The organism is uncultured Bacteroides sp., from assembly GCF_905207245.1.
GTDB lineage: Bacteria > Bacteroidota > Bacteroidia > Bacteroidales > Bacteroidaceae > Bacteroides.
Map to the genome: position 1 here is coordinate 23,188 of NZ_CAJLKP010000049.1, position 23,550 is coordinate 46,737.

Sequence of the window (23,550 nt, forward strand, 5' to 3'; positions counted from 1 at the left end):
AAATGTTTAATTAATAATTATTTACTGCGTCTATCAATTCCGGGATAGTACCCAGTTTCTCCCAACGCTTTATTAGTTTCTCGGATAGGTAGGCAGCGGCGAAGCCGATAACCTTAGACGAAATAAGGACATAGCACCAGCAGGCAAACGGCAGGTTGTCAATAGGTACTGCGAAAATGCCCAAAACGGCTACAGTAGCTAAAGCGGCTAAAACGTAGTAGCGGTAATTTGTTAAAATCTTTTTCATGTCTTAATCTTTTATAGGTAGGTGGCTTCCCAGCATTTTAGGATTTGCCGCCCGGTTGTAAACTTTGTGCGTCCGGCTTTGCGCACCTCAAAGCGTATGCAGCCGTCATTTTCCCAGCGTCTGATAGTGTGGCGTTCTACACCTAATATCAGTGCCGCTTCTTTTTGGCTGTAGCGTCTATCGGGTTCGCAAACCGGTTTAGTTGATACCACAGCGTGTTACGGTTAGCGTTAATCCGTCAGACTTGCAGCTGAATCGGCAATTTTCTAACTTCTTCATGGCATAGGCCGTATTTTTTTGGCTCTCCAAATCGTAGCCGTCCGTACATTTTACGGTAATCTGCTCTCCGTCGTGCATTGCTCGCAGGCGTTCACGGGTAATTTTCTCTGTAACTTTCTGTACCATAATCTCCATTTTTAGATAAAAACTTAATTCGTTTGTTGGTGCAATAGAAAAAACTGCCTACCTTTGTAGCGGATAATTTGGATATGGATAACCGGCTTTTTAGGTCGGCAGTCTTTCTTTTGCCCCTTTTTGTTCGTTTATTAGTTTGTTGGGTGCAAATATAAGACGATATATCGTCACTGCCAAATAAAAACGGCGAAATATCGCCATATATTTTATAAAAATAATATGCTTTTATGCAAACAACTGTAAATGAAAGAATTAAGGAAATAGCAGAAAAGTTATATAATGGAAATATAACGGCTATGGCTAAAGCTACATTCATAAGTCGTACCACAATTAACAGCATAATAGGCGAAAAAGAGGTAGCACCCGGTTATGATGTTATACGAAAAATAGCCGAAATATCGTCACCTAAAATAAATTTGGATTGGCTGATTATTGGTACTGGTGAAATGTTTATAGACACACCGGAAAAGAGTATATCGGTAGCCCAAAATAATAATAACAGCAATATAGGAAGTAAAATAAATGATAGCGCGGTTATTATTAGGCTGCTCGCTCAGTTAGAGGAAAAAGATAAGCAAATAGCAACTCGCGATAATCAAATAACCTCCTTAATAGAAATACTAAAATCCAAATGAAAACGATAGCAATTTTTATAGTGGCGTTGCTTGCCGCTATCAGTGCGAAAGCGCAAACAGATAGTATAGGCGTTTTCTCCGTCCGTAATGGTGTGACTAACCGGATAGAGGTACTTAATTACAATCAAACAAAAATTAGCGGTGGTTTTAGGAGTAAAGCTAAATTAGTATTTGAGGGTGCAACCAGCGCAAACCGGTTTAATGGGTCTGCTACATTCCGGCTATACTTTGGTACGCCGTCACCCTACGATGCCGCCAAATATTATATGTTTACTCCCTCATATTCCGCAAAAGATTTTAATGTAGGCAGGTTTGATGTTAAGAAAGGAAATCGCTATCTAACGACTGTTTCCGTTTCTATTATAGGTTCTAAGTTAGGGGCTGGCAAAGCAAAGGACGTTAATGTAGAATATAAGCAGCTACGTAATAACGTGTACGAAATAACCGTTACCGGCCCGGCCGGCGAATACTGCATTATGTCGGTTCGTAATGGTGTTGCCGGTTACACTGGCGTATTTGATTTTACGATAGAATAATGCAAATTTTCAGCAAAGAAATTTAGTGATAACTTAAATAATTGATAAACAATGATTTATAATAAGCCCGCAATACCCAAAGGAACCCGTGACTTTTCGCCAGTAGAGATGGCGAAGCGTAACTATATATTCAATACCATTCGCGATGTATACCACCTCTATGGTTTTCAGCAGATAGAAACACCTGCAATGGAAATGCTTTCTACACTGATGGGGAAGTATGGTGAAGAAGGTGATAAACTCCTGTTCAAGATACAGAATTCAGGTGACTACTTTTCCGGACTGACTGATGAGGAGTTGCTAAGTCGTAATGCTGCTAAACTTGCCAGTAAATTCTGTGAGAAAGGTTTGCGTTATGATCTCACTGTGCCCTTTGCCCGCTATGTGGTAATGCACCGTGATGAAATAACCTTCCCTTTCAAACGTTATCAGATACAACCCGTTTGGCGTGCAGATCGTCCACAGAAGGGGCGTTATCGTGAATTTTATCAATGTGACGCTGATGTAGTGGGTAGTGACTCTTTACTGAATGAAGTAGAGTTGATGCAGATTGTTGATACAGTCTTTACCCGTTTTGGTATCCGGGTTTGTATTAAGATTAATAACCGTAAGATTCTGACCGGTATTGCTGAGATTATTGGTGAGGCTGATAAAATAGTGGATATCACAGTAGCCATTGATAAGCTGGATAAAATAGGTTTGGACAATGTGAATGCAGAACTGAAAGAAAAAGGTATCAGTGATGAAGCTATTGCCAAACTGCAACCTATTATTCTGCTGAATGGTACGAATGAAGAAAAACTGTCTACTTTGAAAGAAGTGCTTGCGGGTAGTGAGATCGGTCAAAAAGGTGTGGAAGAAAGCGAGTTTATCTTGAAAACTCTGTCTGTTTTCGGTTTGAAAAATGAGCTGGAACTGGATCTGACGCTTGCCCGCGGATTGAACTACTACACTGGCGCTATCTTTGAAGTGAAAGCCTTGGATGTGCAGATCGGAAGTATCACAGGTGGCGGTCGCTATGACAATCTGACCGGTGTGTTCGGCATGGCAGGTGTTTCCGGTGTAGGTATCTCTTTTGGAGCCGATCGTATCTTCGATGTATTGAATCAGCTTGACCTTTATCCGAAGGAAGCTGTGAACAGTACACAACTTCTCTTTATTAACTTTGGCGAGAAAGAAGCTGCCTTCTCACTGAATGTACTTGCTAAGGTGCGTGCAGAAGGTATCCGTGCTGAAATCTTCCCGGATTCATCCAAAATGAAGAAGCAGATGGGATATGCCAATGCTAAAAACATTCCATTTGTAGCATTGGTGGGCGAGAACGAAATGAATGAAAACAAGGTGACTCTGAAGAATATGGAAACTGGTGAACAGAACCTTGTTACAGCCGAAGAATTGATACAAACTTTAAAGAAATAAAAACTTCATAAAAGAGTAAACCCATTGTAATCCATCTTGGTTATCTTTGTAGTATTAACCTAACAAAGATAACTATTATGGATGTTTTAGAACCGAAGTATTACGCAGCCATCGGTATGGTGATGACGTTAATAGCCGTGATATTCCTTTTCTTGATGGGAAGTGCTCTGGTGCACTCTACTAAGAGTTTCTGGCAGGGATATTCAACGGAATTAAGTTGTGACCTGGATTTAGATGTCGAATAGACAGACTTAACGTTCCGATTTTATGGAGTTAACTTCTTGTAGACAAGAACTTAATTCCCTGTAGACAAGGAGTCAACTTCTTGTTGTAATTATTTTCTTGTCCAAGCAATCATCAATTCATTACAGCCTGATAGCCACGCCAACTCTTTTGATTGTTTTATGATGCTTTGTGTGAATTATCTTCGTTTCACTATACCCACATATACTAACAATATGACATTCATCATCAACGCATAAATAATAGCCGGTATAGCAATGATATCATTATTGAATATGAACGGGCTGCTTGCGATTGCAATGCTCTGTGCAGCATTTTGCATACCTATTTCAATAATGAGTGTACGCTGCTCTTTCCGGGTCAATTTCATCAGGCAAGAGATTAAATACCCTCCACCCATAGCCAGTATTATCATCATGCTGATGCATAATCCTAATCGACCAATTTGTGCAGCAATCGTTTCGTGGTGTTGGATAAAAAAGACAGTAGCCAATAAAATGAGTGCGGGGAAAGCCACTTTAGATAATATTTTGTGTATACGTTCGGCAACTTTAGGGTAGAAGCGTTTTGTCAGAACACCTGTTGCAATCGGGAACAGCATGAGTAGCAAATTTTGAACGATGAGGCTACCAATCGGTAAGTGTATGGTTATTCCGCTGTTATCTCCGGCAATCTGCGTGGCAAATTCCATAATGACAGGAATGGTAAATAGCGTGATAATGCTGCTGAGTGCAGTCAGTGATACAGACAATGCCACATCACCTTTAGCTATCATAGAGAATATGTTGGAGGAACTGCCACCGGGAGAACAAGCAATCAGTACCAGTCCGATAAAAAATAGAGGTTCCAGATGGAACAGGTGGCCTAATGCAAAAGCCAGTGCAGGCAACAAAACAATCTGTCCCAATAATCCCGCAATTACAGGATAGGGACGTTGACGAAATAATTTAAAATCTTTAATTTCAAGTGTAAGTCCCAGCTCAAACATTAATAAAGTGAGAATGGGCAAAACAATCCATACTGCATTCATGTTCTATCATCGTTTTTTGAGGGTGCAAAGATAATGCAAATCGAAGGCAGAAGTTTTATGCTTGCATAAAAAAGTTATGCTGAGATACTGCTTATTTTCTCTGAAGATAATGGAATATTGTCTTATTCCTTGCCAATTTGTCAGTTTTATGCTGACAGAAATCCAGCTTTGCCGTTTGGCACGCTTTTCGCAATTTGTTTTACGTCTCGCCAAAAGTGAGACAAGACATTACTATAATATATATATGTATAACATAATAAAAAAACAAAAGAACTATGAACATTAAACCATTGGCAGACAGAGTGCTGATACTCCCTGCACCTGCAGAAGAGAAAACGATTGGCGGTATCATTATCCCGGATACGGCAAAAGAGAAACCTTTGAAAGGTGAAGTTGTGGCAGTTGGTCACGGTACGAAAGATGAAGAAATGGTATTGAAGACGGGTGACACTGTTTTGTATGGCAAGTATGCCGGTACTGAACTGGAAGTTGAAGGTACTAAATATCTCATCATGCGTCAAAGTGACGTGCTCGCTGTGTTAGGTTAATATAGTAATTGTAAAATCATAAAATTGTAAATATCATTATGGCAAAAGAAATATTATTCAATATCGATGCCCGCGACCAATTGAAAAAAGGTATCGATACACTGGCAAATGCTGTGAAAGTAACTCTCGGTCCGAAGGGTCGTAACGTGATTATCGAAAAGAAATTCGGTGCTCCTCATATCACGAAAGACGGTGTGACTGTAGCTAAGGAAGTGGAACTGTCTGATGCATACCAAAATACGGGTGCACAGTTGGTGAAAGAAGTTGCTTCCAAAACAGGTGACGATGCTGGTGACGGTACTACTACCGCTACTGTATTGGCACAGGCTAATGTGGCTGAAGGTTTGAAGAACGTAACTGCCGGTGCAAGCCCGATGGATATCAAACGTGGTATCGACAAGGCTGTTGCCAAAGTGGTTGATTCAATTAAGTCACAAGCCGAAAAAGTAGGTGACAACTACGATAAGATTGAACAGGTTGCTTCTGTTTCTGCCAACAATGACCCCGTTATCGGTAAGCTGATTGCTGACGCTATGCGCAAAGTTTCTAAGGATGGTGTAATCACTATCGAAGAAGCTAAGGGTACAGACACTACTATCGGTGTAGTGGAAGGTATGCAATTCGACCGCGGTTATCTTTCTGCTTACTTCGTTACCAACACGGAGAAGATGGAATGCGAAATGGAAAAACCGTATATCCTGATTTATGACAAGAAGATTTCTAACCTGAAAGATTTCTTGCCTATTTTGGAACCTGCTGTGCAAACTGGTCGTCCTCTGTTGGTTATTGCAGAAGATGTGGATAGCGAAGCTTTGACCACATTGGTTGTAAACCGTCTGCGTTCTCAGTTGAAGATTTGTGCTGTGAAAGCTCCGGGCTTCGGCGACCGTCGTAAAGAAATGCTGGAAGACATTGCCGTATTGACTGGTGGAGTGGTTATCAGCGAAGAAAAAGGTCTGAAACTGGAACAAGCTACCATCGAGATGTTGGGTACTGCTGACAAGGTAACTGTTTCTAAAGATAACACTACTATCGTAAACGGTGCTGGTGACAAACAAAATATCAAGGAACGTTGCGAACAAATCAAGGCTCAGATTGCTGCTACCAAGTCTGATTATGACAAAGAAAAATTGCAGGAACGTCTGGCTAAGTTGTCGGGTGGTGTTGCGGTTCTTTACGTAGGTGCTGCTTCTGAAGTAGAAATGAAAGAGAAGAAAGACCGTGTAGACGATGCTTTGCGTGCAACCCGCGCTGCTATTGAAGAAGGTATCGTACCGGGTGGTGGTGTAGCTTACATCCGTGCGCTCGATGTGTTGGAAGGCTTCAAGGGTGATAACATCGACGAAACTACTGGTGTTGACATCATCAAACGCGCTATCGAAGAGCCGTTGCGTCAGATTGTTGCCAATGCAGGTAAGGAAGGTGCTGTTGTAGTGCAGAAAGTACGCGAAGGCAAAGGTGACTACGGTTACAATGCACGTACCGATGTTTACGAAAACCTGCATGCTGCAGGTGTGGTAGACCCTGCTAAGGTAGCCCGCGTAGCTTTGGAAAATGCAGCTTCTATCGCTGGCATGTTCTTGACTACCGAATGTGTAATCGTTGAAAAGAAGGAAGATAAACCTGAAATGCCAATGGGGGCTCCCGGCATGGGCGGTATGGGTGGCATGATGTAATAGCCGTTTTCCCTGAATATATCATAGTAAAGACCACAGTGTCTCTCTTTAGTGAGGACACTGTGGTCTTTTTTTCTGTTTACTGGTCAGTATTTTCTCATATTTTCTGTATGTTATTACGAAACTGTTACAATTTAGATTAAAAAAGATATCTTTTGTTCGATTTTTGTGTTTTATAAATTAAAAGTGATACCTTTAGGGGCAAATAGGATTAACCTAAACAGAAAACCAATCAATTATTTAACCTTTTTAATAAAAAAAGAGATGAACAAAAGCGACATCGGCCTGAACGCAGGCAAAATTTGGGCGTTGCTTAGCAACTATGCCAAATGGGACTATGGGACTTTGAAGAGAAAGTCCGGGCTGAAGGACAAAGAACTGGGAGCTGCCTTGGGATGGTTAGCCCGTGAGGACAAAATCGTATTGCACCAGGAGAACGAAGAGCTCTACATTTTTTTGGGCGTGAATGTTTACATCGGGTAAGAAATGAAACAAACCGATTGAAAACCTAAACGAAAGCGTGGATTTAGAAAAAATCCACGCTTCTTTTTTCTGCCGACAAATAATATTTTGTTCCTTTGCACATTCTTAGAAAAATCAATGTAATTATGAGAAGTTTTGCTTCAGACAACAATTCCGGTGTACATCCATTAGTGATGGATGCTTTGAACCGGGCAAATCAGGATCATGCAGTAGGCTATGGTGATGACCCTTGGACAGAAGAAGCTGTCCGTAAAATAAAGGAAGCTTTTGCGGCTGATTGTGAACCGTTGTTTGTTTTCAACGGAACGGGCAGTAATGCCGTAGCTTTGCAGTTGGCAACACGCCCCTACAATTTAATCCTATGTGCGGAGACAGCACATATTTATGTGGACGAATGTGGTGCGCCCGCCCGCATGACAGGATGCCAGATACGCACCATTGCAACTCCCGATGGCAAACTTACTCTCGAATTGGTGCGCCCTTATCTGAAGAATTTCGGCGAACAACACCATTCCCAACCGGGAGCAATCTATATATCCCAATGTTCGGAACTGGGCACTATATATACTCCGGAAGAATTGAAGGCTTTGACTGCCCTGGCGCATGAACATGGAATGTACGTGCATATGGATGGGGCACGCCTGGCAAATGCCTGCGTGGCTTTAAACCTTAGCTTTAAGGAACTGACAGTAGATTGTGGTATTGATATTCTTAGTTTCGGCGGAACAAAGAATGGACTGATGCTGGGCGAAAGTGTGATTATTTTTAATCCGGATTTGAAGAAGGAAGCACTTTACGTGCGGAAACAGTCGGCACAACTGGCCTCCAAGTTGCGCTACCTTTCGTGCCAGTTCACGGCATATCTGACGGATGAACTCTGGAAGAAAAATGCGACACATGCCAATGGGATGGCGCAGAAACTTTACGAAGGTCTGAAAGCATTGCCCGGAATACATTTCACTCAAAAGATGGAAAGTAACCAGTTATTCCTCACTATGCCGCGTCCGGCCATCGACAAACTAATGAAATCTTACTTCTTTTATTTCTGGAATGAAGCGGAAAATGAAATTCGTTTTGTGACTTCTTTTGATACGACGGAAGAGGATATCCAATCGTTATTGCAGGCGGTGAAAGAGTCTTTATAATATAGTAAAGCTACTTTTGCCAATAAATAAAAAAGCTCCGGACCTTCGCAGGCATAGAGCTTTGGTTTGAAACTTTCTCCCTTGGGGGTGGGAGAAAGTTTACTGAAAACAAACCGATTGAATATTTACCTTAAATACCTTTGCATGATAACCTTTAACTAACCTTTTTATTAATAACTATGTGTATGGATTACATCCCTACCGCCTCAAGGACAGGTACGAAGGTGTAACCTTTCCGTTTCAGCGTTTTAATCATTTTGTCCAGATACCCGTTGTAGAACTTGTCCGTGCGGCGGTCGTCCGTGCCGAAGTGTATCAGCATCAAGTGTCCGTTCAGACCTTCTTTTTTCTCTACTTCCATCACCTTATCGTAGATGAATTTACTGCTCCGGTATTTCTGTCCCATGTCCGGGGTGGTGTAGTCGGCATTAGTCATAGTACCTGGAGTATAGTTGATAATCTGGATACCCATATTTTTAGCCCATGCGGCAATCTCCTTATTATAATATTCGTAGGGCGGTATATAGACGGGAGCATCTTTATACTCGATGCCTGCTTTGCGCAAGACTTCGTAGCTCTTCAACATATCCTGTTCAAACTCTTCACGAGTCACTAATAATGAGTCGCGGTTTTCCCACGGCATATACAATAAATGTCCGTAACTATGGCTGCCTACCAAATGCCCTTCCATACGCAAACGCTTTACCACGTCAGGATAAAGTTCATAAAACTCACCGGTGAAGAAGAAACCGCCCTTAATGCCATGCTTTTTCAGCGTACTGATGATGGCATCTGCACCATCTGCTTTATCGGCGGCAGTGAAGACGAGTGTTATCTGTTTCTTTGACGGGTCGGTACGGATGATACCTCCGTTCACGTATACATTCTTGTCGCCCTGGATGCCTGCTTGCTTCATACCCTCTTTCTGCATGGCAGAGAGATAATAAGTGAGACAAGCAGTTCCGTCCATAGTCGGTTCATTCGTGGAATAATCGTGGATGGCATCATGATAAACCATCAGATCGGGCTGGAAACGTTCATAATCCTGACCGGGAGTGCCGGGAATCCCCGTCATATTTACTCCACGCAAGCTTTCGAAGATGGTACGATAAACGGGACCGTCTACTACGCCGCCTGTGGTATTGCCTACACCTGCATTGAGTAGGGAAGAGTGCGGTTGCGAGGGATAATCTCCGTAAAGAGGAAGTTCCACAATCATACTGGTGCCCCAGGGATTGCAACCGAATAGCCAATCGAGCATGGCGGCTTCCATTTCTTTGTAAGTGTCGTCACCAGTTGTTTCACGATACAGACGGCATTGCGTCAGCATGGCAGTGGTCAGATTGTTTGAACACCAAGTATAGGGGATGCCGTGCATGAAGGGACTTTCGACAGCTTTTTCGTAAGTACGGACGATGCCTGCACGCATGTTGCGGATAAATTCTTTACTGAGACGGTCGTTGTTAACGGTAGCCAGATGGTAGTGTCCCATGTTCATGAACGGATACCATTGGTAGTGGCGTGCACTGTCGGCACCCATCCACGGAGTGACGGGTTCGCGGCGTCCGTATTCAACGGCTTGTTCCAGATATTTCAAGTCTCCGGTGCTTTTGAAAAGTTCCATGGCACCGAGTTCCATATCATCCACCCAGTTATCTTCTTCATAGATATAGGGAGACTTGACGGATGCTGTCTGACAAGCCCCCGGTTTTTTAACGCCTTCCTGATAGGCTGCATCAGCCTTTGCACCGATTTCGGCAGCAAATTCAGGATAGAAATCTTTCAAAAGGCGCGCGCCGAGGGCGAAGCAGGAAGCAAACTTACCTGCCGTGCTGGCTACACCGGTGGTGGCATTCATAAACTGACCACGCACCTGAGGCTCACCGCTACAGAAATAAACGGGGCGTCCTTTGCCCGGGCCGTAACCGTAATCCACCTCGTCTTTGTTGGGTAGGCGCATACCTGCATGGTCGCGGTCATCAGCAATCTGATTATACAATTCGCCCGGAGCCGGGTTCATACGGTTCAGCCAGTCGAGGCCCCATTTTATTTCGTCTACGATGTCGGGAATACCGTTGGCACCGGGAAGTCCGGCTGCATCGTAGAAGTCACCGAAAGATTCCGGATTTTCCTGATAGGCAAACATCATCTGATAGATAGTATTTGCGGATGTAGTGGTGTATTGCAGGTAATCGGTAGCATCGTGCCAGCCACCGCGGACGTCGATGTGCTGTCCTGTCTTGGTGGGGTGATACAGAATATAGCCGTCGTGCACATGGCAACTGTCTTTCAGGAAAGGATTGTAGCCGCAACGCTGCTGGCGCATGTAGTTCAGCAGGAAGTCGGCGGTGCCGTTGTACACATGGTTGTTGATAGGGAAATTGGGGGAAACGGCTTTTCCTGCTTTCAGATAGTAAGTTCCCGGTTGATTGAAGTCACTGAAATCCAGTCGATAGGTACTTTTCATAAGTCCCATCTTTCCGGTGGCTTTGGTGGAGGTGAAGGTGCGGACGGTTTGTCCGGTGAAGGCATCTACCAATGCATACTGTTGTATGTCAGCTGGTTCTTCGCTCATGAATACTGCCACTTTTACAGCTTGCGGCAGGTAGCCAAGTTGGTTAATACGTATCCATGCGTCTGCTTTTACCTGCAGGGCGATGAAGGTGAGTGCTACCGTAAGTAGCCAATGGTTACTTTTCATAATAAGTCAATATATTAAGGTTGGGGGAATTCTGCTCTCTGTAAATACATTATTCAAATACAAATAAAGTGTTTTCTGCTTATTTTAGGAACTTTTAGTAGGTATAATTAACAGATGTTATGTGTCGTTTGCATTATTTTGAATTTAAAGTAGTGTTAATGAGGAATATGTGAAAGGGTTAATTGCTTGTATATCTTTGTGTTGTAGTTTGTGATACTTCTTTTTAATTTTCGTTTACGTATTTTAGTATTCAAAAGGTGGGCTTGGTGCGTTATTTGTCATAGGGTATATAAGAAGAACTAAATTTATAGACTATGGCTTATATAGATTATTATCAAGTCCTTGGGGTGGACAAAAAGGCAAGTCAGGATGATATAAAGAAAGCGTTTCGCAAGTTGGCACGCAAGTATCATCCCGACTTGAACCCGAATGACTCTACTGCTAAGGATAAGTTTCAGGCAATTAATGAAGCGAACGAAGTGCTGAGCGATCCTGAAAAGCGTAAGAAGTACGATGAGTATGGCGAGCACTGGAAGCATGCCGATGAGTTTGAAGCTCAGAAGCGAGCCCGACAGGAGGCGGGTGCCGGTGGTTTCGGCGGCTTTGGCGGTGGTGGCTTCGGCGGTTCGGGCACAGGATATGGTTCGGATGGCAACGGTAGTTACTGGTATTCGTCCGACGGACAAGAGTTCTCCGGAAGTGCCGGTGGCGGTTTCTCTGACTTTTTCGAGTCTATGTTCGGACACCGGGGACGTAGTGGAGGTGCTAATGCCGGTTTCCGTGGGCAGGATTATCATGCAGACTTAAGCCTGTCTCTCCGTGACGCGGCACAAACCCATAAACAGGTTCTGACCGTGAACGGAAAGAATGTGCGTATCACCATCCCCGCCGGAGTGGCAAACGGACAAGTTATCAAACTGAAAGGTTATGGCGGCGAAGGTGTGAACGGCGGTCCTGCCGGTGACCTGTACATCACGTTTGTGATTGCGGACGACCCGGTGTTCAAACGTTTGGGCGATGACTTGTACGTCGATGTCCCCATCGATCTTTATACCGCTCTTTTGGGTGGCGACCAGTTGGTGGACACTTTGAATGGACAGGTGAAATTGAAAGTGAAACCCGAAACCCAGAATGGCACGAAAGCCCGTCTGAAAGGTAAGGGATTCCCTGTATATAAGAAAGAAGGACAGTTCGGTGACCTCATTGTGACTTATTCCGTGAAACTACCGACGAACTTGACGGAAGAACAGAAAGAGCTGTTCCGTAAACTTCAAAGTATGAACTAAAAGGAGGTAGCACCATGCAGAACGAATTAATCATAGTCAGCGAATATTGTCGCAAATGCCACATCGAACCGTCGTTTATTGACTTGTTACAGGAAGGTGGTCTGATAGATGTAACGACCGAAGACGGTGAACGCTATCTGACGTTCACCCAACTGCCGGACGTGGAACGTTACAGCCGCATGTATTATGACTTGTCCATCAATATGGAAGGAATCGATGCTATTCATCATCTGTTGCAGCGTATGGAAGAGATGCAACGGGAACTTCATGAGTTGCGCAGTCAGTTGAGGCTTTTCAGATGATATCTGAAAAGAATATTCTTTTACGAAAAAACAATATTCAACCCGGGTCGTATACTTAGGCTACCTCAGTCGTATACTTAGGGTATCTCAGTATACGACTGAGGTAGCCTAAGTATACGACTGAGATAGCTCCTGTCTATATGCGCTCATAATCAAATTGTTACGTTTTGTTGTTTAGTTGGTAATAAATTCAGATAAATGGGTAAAAAACACTTCACTCATTTTGGAGCGGTAATGAATTTAATTCTATTGAAATGCCGATTTTTTATATGAGCATCTTTTTCCCGAAGAAGAAAGCAGAGAGGCATGTTTTATCCAGACAAAATGCTATGAAAATGCTACCGTACAGGGTGGTGGCTGTGGCGGTGCAGAGAAAGCATATCCCTGTCGGATCGAACGAAAAGAAAGGTAGAAAGAGTTTGGACAGTGCAGTAAAAACAGGGGAGAAAAGAAGAATAGGCAATGTGTTTTTTCCGATGAATAGGGAAGCCTGTTTCACAGTATGGGGAAGATGTTTGTAGATGTACAGCGAGAAGCTGATGACCAGTCCGGTGATTAATATTCCTCCTAAAGTGCCTCTATTCAGATTTTCCGGCTGACTGCACAGAAAGATCAGAGGGATAATGGCAAGAAAAGAAGCGGGAAAACAAGATAGGAACGGACGTTTGCCCAGATGGATGGCAGTGCCTGCCATGAAATAGAAAGCATTGGCAAATGTCAGCAAATGAAAGACAGAAGAGAAAAGTAAAAGAAGACTGCCTGTTGTCAACAGACGGACAAATGAACTTGTCCGAAGATAAGTATGCACGAAATAATGAGTCATGCCACATAATATGAATGTGTGCAGATACCAGTAAGGCCCAATAGGGGCAAGCAACACTTTGTTGAATAGAACTGAAACACTGATTTCTTTTATTCCGTCCCAAACGGGAAACAGCGTAGACATGCAGGCATAACTGATTTCCATAATGGTGTATGGGATGAATATCCATGTCATCGCTTCCAGAAAAACTTTCGGCTTTTTATGCACATTAATCAGATAGCCCGAAATCAGCAGGAAGGCGGGCATATGGAAAGTATATACGATACTTTTGGCATACGGATACTTGCCTCCTATATAGCTTAGGTGGAAGATGACCATGAGTATGATAAATAGGCACTTCAGATAGTCAAGTTCTTGAATACGGCTCCTCATGATTGTTTTCGTGTCTTTGTTGCATACGTTTAGTTATTGTTTTGATGCAACAAAGTTAGGCTTGTACGGGCAGAGAAAGAAAAAAAACGGATGACATTCGTAAAATGTAATTCGTTGTAAATGAGTGAGAAATTATAATTAACTATGACATTTTACTCTTCAACCGCCTCTTCTGTTCCCATTTTTAGCTTCAACCGGCGTTTGCGTTGGGCAACGATGCCGGTGTCGATATTGCCGAAGCAAAGGGCGATAGCAAAAGTGCTTAATCCGGCAGAAGTAAGGCAGAAGTAAAGCAAATCCGCTTCTGTCAGTTTGGGGTATTGATTTTGCAATTGGCTGATGTAGTCTCCGTAGATTTCGAAGATGACTTGTTTCAACTCTGCCTGTTCTTTTTCAGTCATCACTTTGATGTTCTTCTTCTCCTTGCTGTTTTGGGCGGCAAGAGTGTCAAGGCGGCGGGAGATGGGAGTGCGGCGGAAAAAGACGCTGCGTAACTGACTGATTTGCTCTTCCCTTTGTTGCAACATGTGTTCTTTCTTGTGGTTTTCGGAGTGTAAGTACTCTTTCAGCAAGATTATTTTCTCGCGGAGATTTTTTAGTTCATTTTCGTATTCCAGCCGGATGATACGTTTTCGCTTCCGGAGAGTTTGTACGATAAGCAGGAAGATGAAGGCGGCGGTTATAAACATTAAAATGCCTAAGCCGATGTACAGGTGTTGTTTTTCTTTTACCATGCGCACTTTCATTTCGGCTTCGTGCCGGTAAGCCAGTTTTTCCAGTTCGGTGGTTTTCTGTTGGGCGTAGAGAGTGTCTGCACTCATAGTGTAGGCAAGCAGGTGTTCGTAGGCTTTCTGATGGTTGCCGAGGTGTGATTCCAACTGGGCACTATAAAAATAAGCCGGCAGCCGTGCATCCATTTCCGGGCAGGCTATTCCTTTCTTATAATAATAACGGGCGGAGTCTGCGTCGCCTTTCATGCGATATACTTCGCCCAAAGTGGCATATTGTTTCGATGGAGATTGGCCTGCGGGAGTGTAGCGGATGGCAAGTTGTATGTAGTGGGCTACTGAGTCCCATTGCCTCAGGTGTTGGTGTACATATTCAAAGTGGCTGTACAGTTCGCAGAGCATGGCGGAGTCGTTTACGGCATATGCCAGGTGCAGGGCTTTTTTTTGCAGGCGTTCTCCGTTTAAGGAGTCCTGCATGTTGTTCAGGGCACTCCCCATACGGTTAAGCCGACTACTCATGGCGACGGTATCTTTTAAAATAGAGTCGCAGATGTAAGCCTGATAGAACATATTGTATGCTTTATCGAATATACGGTCCCACAGATACATTGCTCCTAAATTATAACATATCACGGAGCGTTTGCTCAGGTCTTCCACCTCCGGAAGCACCTGGTAGTAGATTGCCATGGCTTTTTCCGGTTGGTTGTTCTTTTGTAGTTCAATGGCTTCATTGATGCGGTCGTCTATGCTCTTTTGGGGGCGTAGGCTGCACGAGATGAAGCATGATAATAATAGTAGAATAGTAAACAGTTTCATTGGTTTGTGTGTTAAAGTATGCTTGCCTTTATTGCTGGCAGCATGGACAATAGTAGACGCTGCCGCCCAGATAGGCTTCTTTTATGATTCGTGAGCCGCACTGCGGACAGGGCTTCGTGTAGGTATTCTTGGAAAGCCGGGTTATGTACTTGCCGGGGATTCCGTAGAAGTCCTTTTCTGTATCGCGCACTCCTTTTTCAATCATCTCTGCAAGCGTGTCTTTGACGGCATGGAAAAGGCGTTCCTTGTCTTCGGCGGACAAGGTGCTGATTTTTCGTTTGGGATGGATACGGGCATTGTACAGAATATCCTGCAATACACCGTTGCCCAGTCCCGGAATGCGTTGTTCCGTAGCCAGCAATGCTTTCACCGAAATGTCTTTTCCGATGCCCGCAATCATGTTTTCAAAAAAAGGAAAGTCGAAACGGTCTTCCATTGGGGAGGCTTTTTCTATGCCGCCACGGTAGTAGATATTATCAAACTCTCCTTTAAAAGCATAGATGGCGCCATACATAGCCACTGTGAAGACGAGATAGGTGTCATCTTCAAAAGCGATGAGTAACTGAAATTTAGTAGGACATTTCTCTGTGGCGGTGTAATATTTCATATGGGTGCCGTCACCGATGGCCAGATGGGTATCGTCATTGAAACGGATGTCGATGAAAGAGCCGTAACCATTGACAGATTCTATGTTTTTTCCTATCAGAAGCTCCGGATATTTTGTTGCGTCTCCATTGAACCAGGCAAAGCGGTGCGGACTGGTGGCGTTTATCACATCGGTAACGATTTTGCCTTTCAATACCTCTGTAGCCTGGCGGCTGATGGTAGTAGATTCAGGAATTTCTATCATAGCTGTCTAATTTGGATTTTGACAAATGTACACGAAAAAATCTGATTTACAGACATGCAGCATTGTTTTTATTATTATTTATTGGTTTATATATCCCAACTCTCACACTTTTATCCTGACTTATATAAACTAAGAAGGCTGTCTCTTTGTGGAGGCAGCCTTCTTTATCTTATTCGTCAGTCAATTACTTGCGATAGCTTTCCAGCTCTTCAGCCTTGAACTTGCGGATGAAGTTGAAGTGTTTTTCTACTTCTGCTTCTGCATAATTCAGATAAACAACGGCTGATTTAGCAAACAACTCGGGAGCTTTGGTAGCATCCTGAATGAGAAGATGAGACATCACGCATACAGCTGCCATTTCGTAAAGGCGACGGGCTACGAAGTCCAGCAATTCCTGGTTCTGGGCTTCTTTCACTGCATTGGTGCAAGCCTCGAACTTGTTCGTCATTTCTTTCAGACGATCCATCAGTGGCTGCATTTCTTCGCTGCAGGGAATTGCTTCGTAATCGCGGAGAGTAGCGGCATACGAACCGTTCGTTACATAACGGATGGCAGCTACGGTCTGCAACTGTGTAGTACCTTCATAAATGCTCGTGATACGGGCGTCGCGGTAGATGCGTTGGCAAGCATATTCCAGCATGAAGCCTGAACCACCATGAATCTGGATACAGTCGTAAGCGTTCTGGTTGGCATATTCGGAGTTCATACCTTTTGCCAGCGGAGTGAAGGCATCAGCAAGTTTGGAATATTTCTTCTGCTCCTGACGTTCTTCCGGAGCGAGTTTGCGTTCGCGGGAGATATCGTCCAATGCTTTGTAGATATCTACGTAGCGGGAAGTTTGGTACAACAGGGCGCGACCTGCATCTAACTTGGCTTTCATGATAGCCAGCATGTCATATACTGCCGGGAATTCGATAATGGCTTTGCCAAACTGCTTACGGTCTTTTGCATATGCCAGACCTTCATTATAGGCAGCTTGTGACAAACCTACCGATTGTGCGGCAATACCCAGACGGGCGCCGTTCATCAATGCCATTACGTATTTAATCAAACCGAGCTTGCGGTCACCGCAAAGTTCGCATTTTGCATTCTTATAAACGAGCTCGCAAGTAGGAGAACCGTGGATACCGAGTTTGTTTTCGATGCGGCGCACGTCTACGCCACCTTCACGCTTGTCGTAAATGAACATAGAAAGACCACGGCCATCTTTTGTTCCTTCTTCCGAACGGGCCAGAACGAGGTGCAGGTCAGCGTCACCATTTGTGATAAAACGCTTCACGCCATTCAGGCGCCAGCAGTTTTCTTTCTCGTCGAAAGTCGCTTTCAGCATTACGCTCTGCAAGTCGGAACCTGCATCGGGTTCGGTCAAGTCCATTGACATGGTTTCTCCGGCGCAGATACGTGGAATGAAGCGGCTGTGCTGATCTTCGTTACCGAATTCGTACAGTGTTTCGATACAGTCCTGCAAAGACCAGATGTTGCCGAAACCAGCATCGGCGGCAGCCACGATTTCAGCACACATGGTGTACGGAGTGATGGGGAAGTTCAGTCCACCGAAACGGCGGGGCATGGTCATACCGTTCAGTCCGGCTTTCACCATGGCATCGAGATTCTGTCTCGTACCACTGGCATATTCCACACGGCCGTTGGCACAGTGAGGACCTTCTTCGTCTACACCTTCGGCATTGGGGTTGATAATCTCTCCGGTGATTTCTCCGGTGATTTCGAGCACCTTATCATAAGAGTCCATCGCATCCGAGTAGTCCTGCGGAGCGTAGTCAAATTTGTCTTTATCTTCGTATCCGCGCTCTTTCAGCTCGCAGATACGTTCCATCATCGGGTTGTTCAGTTGGAACTTCAATTCAGGAACTTCGGTATAAAAATTAGCCATATTATTTCTATTGTTTTTTATTATAAACGAAAATTTACGGGAATGCTGAAGTTCATATTAACCGGTTGTCCTTCTATTTTCCCGGGAGTAAACTTGTAAGTCATTGTCAGGAACCCTACTACTCTCATAGCTTCTTTGTCCAGTTCCGGAGAAACGCTCTTTACAATTTTTGCATTCTTAGGATTGCCTTCTTTGTCTATCGAACATTTTATGACGACCAATCCTTGCTTTTTTTCTTTTACGGCCTGCGGGGGATACTTGGTGTATTGAGCTATCAACTTCATGAGCTCTGCATTTCCTCCGGGAAACTGAGGCAGTTCCATGTATGGGATGAAATCCAGTTCTTTTCCGTCAATATCATACAGATGCCCTGTGGCGGAATGTTTATCCATGACTTCTTCCCGCTTTAAGGCTCCATTCTCATAATATTGCTTTAAACTCTGTATGTGTCCTGCTTTGTATGTAAGAGTCAGGCGCAGTTGCCCATCCGGATAGTACTCCGTTCGTTGTCCTACCGGTCTTCCGTTTTTGTAAAAGCAAATCACACTATCCTGCCCATTGGCATATGAATAGACATGCTTGCCATCTTTCGGAAATTTGCTCTGGGCATTCAGCATTCCGCATAGGCAGAATAAGCATAAAGCAATAACGATTCCCTTCATTTCGTTTGTAAATTTACTTACTGTTCTGCTTGTAGTACTTAATCATTTTCGGAATCACTTCCTCTACCGTACCGTTGATTACATAATCAGCGATGGTATTGATAGGAGCATTTTCATCATTATTAATAGAGATGATAATACCACTCTCCTGCATACCGGCGATATGCTGGATTTGTCCGGAGATACCGCAAGCGATATAGAGTTTTGGACGTACCGTAACACCCGTCTGACCGATTTGACGGTCGTGGTCGCAGAAACCTGCATCAACGGCTGCACGGCTACCTCCTACTTCGGCATGGAGTTCCTTAGCCAGTTCGAACAGCATATCGAAGTTCTCGCGGCTGCTCATACCGTAACCACCGGCTACGACAATTGGCGCGCCTTTCAGGTTGTGCTTTGCTTTTTCTACGTGGCGGTCGATGACTTTCACTACATAATCCGTAGTGGGCACATACTTGGCAACGTCGTGGTTGATAACTTCGCCCTGGTAGTTGGCATCGAGGATTTCTTTCTTCATCACACCTTCGCGAACGGTTGCCATCTGCGGGCGGTGTTCGGGGTTGACAATGGTTGCCACGATGTTACCACCGAAGGCGGGGCGAATCTGATACAACAGGTTTTCATACGTTACGCCTGCTTTCTTGTCTTCGTGCTCGCCGATTTCCAGTGAAGTACAGTCGGCAGTCAGTCCGCTGGTCAGTGCGGAAGAAACGCGCGGGCCGAGGTCGCGGCCGATAACGGTGGCACCCATAAGGCAGATTTGCGGTTTTTCTTCTTTGAACAGGTTGATGAGTACGGAAGAGTGGGGCAGTGAAGTATAGGGGAACAAGCCCGGAGCGTCGAAGATGTGAAGACGGTCGACGCCGAAAGGCAATACTTGTTTTTCGATACCTGCAAGGTTAGTACCGGCAACCACGGCTTCCAGTTGGCAGCCCAGTTGATTAGCTAACTTGCGTCCTTTGGTAAGGAGTTCGAGACTTACTTCGGCAACTACGGTGCCTTCAATCTCACAATATACAAATACGTTATTCATATTTTTTAGTTTTTAGCTACTAGCTACGGGCTACAAGTGCTATTCAGGATAATGGCGCAGCAACTTGTAGCTTGTCGCTTGTTGCTCGTAGCTTAGCCAATCGTATGATTGGCGAGTAGTTCAACAATAAGGTCTTCTACATCCTGGTCGCTTCCGGTCAGCGTGCGGCTTTCCTTGGCTTGGAAGGAGATGTTCTGAATGGCTTTCACTTTGGTGGGCGAGCCGCTGAGGCCGCATTGTTCCAGGTCGCCGTTAACGTCGGCCACGCTCCATTCGGTGATGTTCAGATAAGGATACTTCTCGTAGAGGTCGGCATAGGGCAGGACAGCGCCTTCTTTGGTGATGGCGGCTTTTTCCTGTGCACCGAGGGCGCGTTTGTACTTCTGTACCAGTTTGGCGTTGCGCGGACGGCAGGGTGCTGCGCTTCCGTTTACGGTGATGACGATGGGTAGCGGGCCTTCTACGGTTTCCACACCTCCGTCGATATGACGTTTCACAACCACGCGTCCGGTGGTCTTTTCAACGTTCAGGATTTCTTCGGCATACGTAATCTGCGTCAGACCGAGTTTTTCGGCAACCTGCGGGCCTACCTGGGCTGTGTCGCCGTCGATGGCCTGGCGTCCGCCGATGATGATATCATACTCGCCTATCTTCTTGATGGCAGTGGCAAGGGCGTACGAAGTGGCAAGGGTATCTGCACCGGCAAAAGCACGGTCGGTCAACAGATAGCCATTGTCGGCGCCGCGGAACAGTCCTTCACGAATTACTTCGGCTGCGCGTCCCGGTCCCATAGTAAGGATGGTTACGGTGGAGCCAGGATGTGCATCTTTCAGTCGGAGGGCTTGCTCAAGGGCGTTCAAGTCTTCGGGGTTGAAGATGGCGGGGAGTGCCGCGCGGTTAATGGTGCCGTCGGCTTTCATGGCATCTTTCCCAACGTTGCGTGTGTCGGGAACTTGTTTAGCCAATACTACGATTTTCAAACTCATGTTATTAATATTTAGTATTAGTATTTTTCAATATGTCAGCGCCGGGAATAGGAGTAGGAGGTCATAAAGTCCAGCTACTGAAATTGTCCGGTTAACTAATTATCAGCGTGCAAAATTAGTCAAACTGTTCGTTCTGACAAGAAATGAGGGCAAAAAATGCACATCCGGGGAGGTTTTGAGCAAAAGAAAGAGTATAAGAAGAGGAGGATTGCTTTATGAAAGTGCAGAAAATACAGTATTGTGTACTTTTGGAGAAACATACATTCCGGTAGGAGAGAACTACAAGGAGAAGTTCACGGAATATATTAATAGCAGGATGATGAAAAGAGAAGTATTAAGTATTAAGCTGCGCTGTAAAGTAACGCACTTAATACTTAACACTTCATATTTCATCTTTTATTTAATTCCCAGCTTCTTCAACAGCGCCTTGGGCACTGCATCTTTGTGTACCAGAACGTTGATAGTCTTGTAAGCAACGAAGGGCTTGGAAGCATACCAAGTGCCTTTGTACTTGTTGTTGGTACCCCAGGAGTTTTTCACCATATAGTATTCTTTGCCGTTCTGATCTTTGGCGATGCCGTAGATAAGCATACCGTGGTCATCGGTAGTTTCCCAATTGTCGAATGCAGTCTGGCGCATTTCCTGAGTAACGGTGATTTCCGGCAACGGACGGGAAGTCAGTTCTTTGCGCTTGTCGGCAGCAGTAAGACCAGTCCAGCGTGCCATGTCAGAACCTGTGAGTTCGGCACCACGGTCAGCATCGGGCATTACGGCGATGCCGTCACGAGTGAAACCGCTTTCGCTGACGTCGCTACCCCAGGCTACGGTGTAACCGTTGTTAACGGCATTGTCGATGACAGACATGAATTCCATCAAAGGCAGGTTGTAAGAAAGACCATTGCGCCAGTTGTCCTGGATTTCGATGTTCATCTGGGTGTAGAACGGATGGTGAGTGAATGAAGTCAGAGATACATAATCATCCGGATTGATGCCGAGAGATTCGGCAAAAGTCTTCGGAGTATATTCTTTACCCTGGTAAGTGAAAGTTTCGGGACATTTGCCGAGGTAAGTATCATAGATAGAGCATAAGCCTTTCTTCCATACCGGAGTCAGTTTGGTCAGTTTGCCTTTGGCAATAGCGTTTACGTAAGCACCGGCCACGGCATCCAGTTCATTGTGTACCGGCAGCGTGTCACCGTACATGATGCCCGGCATAGCTTCCTGCGGAACAAGACCGTAGTTTCTCAGGCAGAACATGATGTCGTAGAAGCTTCCGCCGGGTGAGAAAGAACTGTCGCCGTGATAGCGTACATAGTTCACGCCGCGGTCTACCATTGTGTGGTGCACTACAAACATTTCTGATAAATCATACTCTCCCTTGCCCATGCGCAGCAGTTCGCTTTCGAGGAAACCAAGTGCCGAGAAGCTCCAGCAAGTGCTCGAACGGTTTTGGTTTTTAACAGACGTAATCGGGTTTTCTTTGACGGTGGTGAAGATAAAGCCTTCTTCCGCCTTCGGAGTGTCTTGTGCTGACACATTGAAACTTAATAAGCCTAAAGTGGCAATAAGTATTGACTTTTTCATCATGATTAAATTGATTTTAATTGATTGTTACTGGCACAAAGATAGGGAGATTTCGGAAACAAAAGCTATCTTTGAAGCGTTTTATCAGATAATTATGGAGAAAAAGATACATATCAACCCAAAAACAGGATTGGTTCTTGAAGGTGGCGGCATGCGCGGAGTGTTCACTTGCGGTGTGCTGGATAGCTTTATGGACCGTGGCATCCGCTTCCCCTATACTATCGGAGTGAGCGCCGGAGCCTGTAACGGACTTTCTTATATGTCCGGTCAGCGTGGTCGCGCCAAGTACAGTAACATTGATTTGCTGGAGAAGTATCAGTACATTGGTCTGAAATATTTGTTGAAGAAACGTAATATCATGGACTTTGACTTGCTGTTCCAGGAGTTCCCCGAGCATATTCTGCCTTATGACTACGAGGCCTATTTCAGTTCTCCGGAACGTTATGAAATGGTCACTACGAACTGTGTGACGGGCGAGGCGAACTATTTTGAGGAAAAGCAGGATAAAGGTCGGGTGATTGACATTGTGCGTGCTTCGAGCAGCCTTCCGTTTGTATGCCCCATTGCTTATGTGGACGATGTGCCGATGCTCGACGGGGGCATTGTGGACAGCATCCCCCTGATGCGTGCCCGGAATGAGGGTTTCACGCATAATGTGGTGGTGCTTACCCGCAACCGTGGATACCGCAAGGAAGCGAAGGACATACACATTCCCTCTTTCCTCTACCGTAAATACCCGAAGATGCGTGAGGCGCTGAGTTGCCGTTGCCGTGTGTACAATGAACAACTGGAGATGGTGGAGCGCATGGAAGAGGCGGGAGAAATAACTGTAATCCGTCCACAGAAACCTGTGATGGTAGACCGCATCGAACGGGATATTCAGAAGCTGACCGATTTGTATGAGGAAGGCTATGCGTGCGCGGCGAAGTATGATTTTCAGTGATTAATTAAGGTATTGTGGGGTTGACTAAAAAGCTCCCCCTCGAAAAAAAGTTCTCTCTATCCACTGATATGAGAGAACTTTTATGTATATTTAGGCTACCAAACGCATAAAATATACTTAGTCAAAGATATGCAAAAAGTTCAATTTAAACAATATAATGAGGGTGAAATTTTATTATTCCCCGACCGTTTAGACTT

At 44.8% G+C, this 23,550-nt stretch carries 24 protein-coding genes; 11 read left to right on the top strand and 13 right to left on the bottom strand.

Annotation, left to right across the window (positions count from 1 at the left end; translation table 11 throughout):
• Positions 1–10: 10 nt before the first annotated feature.
• The 3 genes from QZ135_RS15115 to QZ135_RS15125 are packed head-to-tail and all read right to left on the bottom strand — an operon-like array spanning position 11 to position 652.
• Positions 11–247, bottom strand: a complete 237-nt coding sequence (locus QZ135_RS15115) for a hypothetical protein (RefSeq protein ID WP_294610947.1) — start codon at positions 245–247, stop codon at positions 11–13.
• An 11-nt stretch (positions 248–258) separates the two neighbouring features.
• The gene (locus QZ135_RS15120) at positions 259–459 is read right to left on the bottom strand and encodes a MerR family transcriptional regulator (protein WP_294610950.1); all 201 of its coding nucleotides are present in this window, start codon (positions 457–459) and stop codon (positions 259–261) included.
• On the bottom strand, positions 446–652 hold the full coding sequence (locus QZ135_RS15125) for a hypothetical protein (RefSeq protein WP_294610953.1): 207 nt from the start codon (positions 650–652) through the stop codon (positions 446–448). Before QZ135_RS15125 ends, QZ135_RS15120 begins: the two co-directional genes overlap by 14 nt.
• Before the next feature lie 236 nt (positions 653–888).
• Between QZ135_RS15125 and QZ135_RS15130 the strand changes: the two genes are divergently transcribed.
• The 4 genes from QZ135_RS15130 to QZ135_RS15145 all read left to right on the top strand — a co-directional run bounded on the left by QZ135_RS15130 (position 889) and on the right by QZ135_RS15145 (position 3,496).
• Positions 889–1,296, top strand: coding sequence for a hypothetical protein (locus QZ135_RS15130; protein ID WP_294610956.1), 408 nt, complete (start codon positions 889–891; stop codon positions 1,294–1,296).
• A complete protein-coding gene (locus tag QZ135_RS15135; protein WP_294610959.1) occupies positions 1,293–1,832 on the top strand; it encodes a hypothetical protein in 540 nt (179 codons plus the stop codon). The genes QZ135_RS15130 and QZ135_RS15135 overlap by 4 nt, the downstream gene beginning before the upstream one ends.
• A gap of 54 nt (positions 1,833–1,886) precedes the next feature.
• Complete coding sequence (hisS, locus tag QZ135_RS15140) at positions 1,887–3,251, top strand: histidine--tRNA ligase (RefSeq protein WP_294611015.1); 1,365 nt, start codon at positions 1,887–1,889, stop codon at positions 3,249–3,251.
• A 77-nt stretch (positions 3,252–3,328) separates the two neighbouring features.
• On the top strand, positions 3,329–3,496 hold the full coding sequence (locus QZ135_RS15145; RefSeq protein ID WP_009132765.1) for a hypothetical protein: 168 nt from the start codon (positions 3,329–3,331) through the stop codon (positions 3,494–3,496).
• 176 nt (positions 3,497–3,672) lie between these two features.
• On the opposite strand, the gene QZ135_RS15150 is transcribed toward QZ135_RS15145, so the two are convergent.
• A complete protein-coding gene (locus QZ135_RS15150; RefSeq protein WP_294610964.1) occupies positions 3,673–4,524 on the bottom strand; it encodes a bile acid:sodium symporter family protein in 852 nt (283 codons plus the stop codon).
• A 275-nt stretch (positions 4,525–4,799) separates the two neighbouring features.
• Between QZ135_RS15150 and QZ135_RS15155 the strand changes: the two genes are divergently transcribed.
• The 4 genes from QZ135_RS15155 (at position 4,800) to QZ135_RS15170 (ending at position 8,376) form a co-directional block, all read left to right on the top strand.
• Positions 4,800–5,072 carry a co-chaperone GroES gene (locus tag QZ135_RS15155; protein WP_005780804.1) on the top strand — a complete coding sequence of 91 codons (273 nt, stop codon included), beginning with the start codon at positions 4,800–4,802 and terminating at the stop codon, positions 5,070–5,072.
• 38 nt (positions 5,073–5,110) lie between these two features.
• Positions 5,111–6,748, top strand: a complete 1,638-nt coding sequence (gene groL / locus QZ135_RS15160) for a chaperonin GroEL (RefSeq protein ID WP_294610980.1) — start codon at positions 5,111–5,113, stop codon at positions 6,746–6,748.
• Between the two features lie 264 nt (positions 6,749–7,012).
• Entirely contained in the window at positions 7,013–7,231 is a 219-nt protein-coding gene (locus QZ135_RS15165) for a winged helix-turn-helix domain-containing protein (protein WP_294610983.1), read from the top strand.
• A gap of 125 nt (positions 7,232–7,356) precedes the next feature.
• Complete coding sequence (locus QZ135_RS15170; RefSeq protein ID WP_294610986.1) at positions 7,357–8,376, top strand: low specificity L-threonine aldolase; 1,020 nt, start codon at positions 7,357–7,359, stop codon at positions 8,374–8,376.
• A gap of 190 nt (positions 8,377–8,566) precedes the next feature.
• Here the strand turns inward: QZ135_RS15170 and QZ135_RS15175 are convergent, their stop codons facing one another.
• On the bottom strand, positions 8,567–11,077 hold the full coding sequence (locus QZ135_RS15175) for a glycoside hydrolase family 9 protein (RefSeq protein ID WP_294610988.1): 2,511 nt from the start codon (positions 11,075–11,077) through the stop codon (positions 8,567–8,569).
• A gap of 314 nt (positions 11,078–11,391) precedes the next feature.
• Here QZ135_RS15175 and QZ135_RS15180 point away from each other — a divergent pair, with 314 nt between their 5' ends.
• Positions 11,392–12,363, top strand: coding sequence for a J domain-containing protein (locus tag QZ135_RS15180; protein ID WP_294610991.1), 972 nt, complete (start codon positions 11,392–11,394; stop codon positions 12,361–12,363).
• A gap of 14 nt (positions 12,364–12,377) precedes the next feature.
• Positions 12,378–12,665, top strand: a complete 288-nt coding sequence (locus QZ135_RS15185) for a chaperone modulator CbpM (RefSeq protein WP_009132757.1) — start codon at positions 12,378–12,380, stop codon at positions 12,663–12,665.
• A 265-nt stretch (positions 12,666–12,930) separates the two neighbouring features.
• Here QZ135_RS15185 and QZ135_RS15190 read toward each other — a convergent pair whose 3' ends face one another.
• The 8 genes from QZ135_RS15190 to QZ135_RS15225 form a co-directional block, all read right to left on the bottom strand.
• Complete coding sequence (locus QZ135_RS15190) at positions 12,931–13,860, bottom strand: acyltransferase family protein (protein ID WP_294610995.1); 930 nt, start codon at positions 13,858–13,860, stop codon at positions 12,931–12,933.
• Between the two features lie 152 nt (positions 13,861–14,012).
• Positions 14,013–15,404, bottom strand: coding sequence for a hypothetical protein (locus QZ135_RS15195; protein WP_294610998.1), 1,392 nt, complete (start codon positions 15,402–15,404; stop codon positions 14,013–14,015).
• Positions 15,405–15,432: 28 nt separating this feature from the next.
• On the bottom strand, positions 15,433–16,254 hold the full coding sequence (locus tag QZ135_RS15200) for an endonuclease VIII (protein WP_294611001.1): 822 nt from the start codon (positions 16,252–16,254) through the stop codon (positions 15,433–15,435).
• Positions 16,255–16,438: 184 nt separating this feature from the next.
• Complete coding sequence (locus tag QZ135_RS15205; protein ID WP_294611004.1) at positions 16,439–18,145, bottom strand: acyl-CoA dehydrogenase family protein; 1,707 nt, start codon at positions 18,143–18,145, stop codon at positions 16,439–16,441.
• 20 nt (positions 18,146–18,165) lie between these two features.
• A complete protein-coding gene (locus tag QZ135_RS15210; RefSeq protein ID WP_294611007.1) occupies positions 18,166–18,807 on the bottom strand; it encodes an energy transducer TonB in 642 nt (213 codons plus the stop codon).
• Between the two features lie 13 nt (positions 18,808–18,820).
• Positions 18,821–19,840, bottom strand: coding sequence for an electron transfer flavoprotein subunit alpha/FixB family protein (locus tag QZ135_RS15215; RefSeq protein ID WP_294611010.1), 1,020 nt, complete (start codon positions 19,838–19,840; stop codon positions 18,821–18,823).
• Between the two features lie 92 nt (positions 19,841–19,932).
• On the bottom strand, positions 19,933–20,826 hold the full coding sequence (locus tag QZ135_RS15220) for an electron transfer flavoprotein subunit beta/FixA family protein (protein ID WP_117986404.1): 894 nt from the start codon (positions 20,824–20,826) through the stop codon (positions 19,933–19,935).
• A gap of 396 nt (positions 20,827–21,222) precedes the next feature.
• Positions 21,223–22,410 (bottom strand): C1 family peptidase, encoded by a 1,188-nt coding sequence (locus QZ135_RS15225; protein WP_294611018.1) that lies wholly within the window; start codon positions 22,408–22,410, stop codon positions 21,223–21,225.
• A gap of 94 nt (positions 22,411–22,504) precedes the next feature.
• Here QZ135_RS15225 and QZ135_RS15230 point away from each other — a divergent pair, with 94 nt between their 5' ends.
• Positions 22,505–23,353, top strand: coding sequence for a patatin family protein (locus QZ135_RS15230; RefSeq protein ID WP_294611021.1), 849 nt, complete (start codon positions 22,505–22,507; stop codon positions 23,351–23,353).
• The last annotated feature ends 197 nt before the right edge of the window (positions 23,354–23,550 follow it).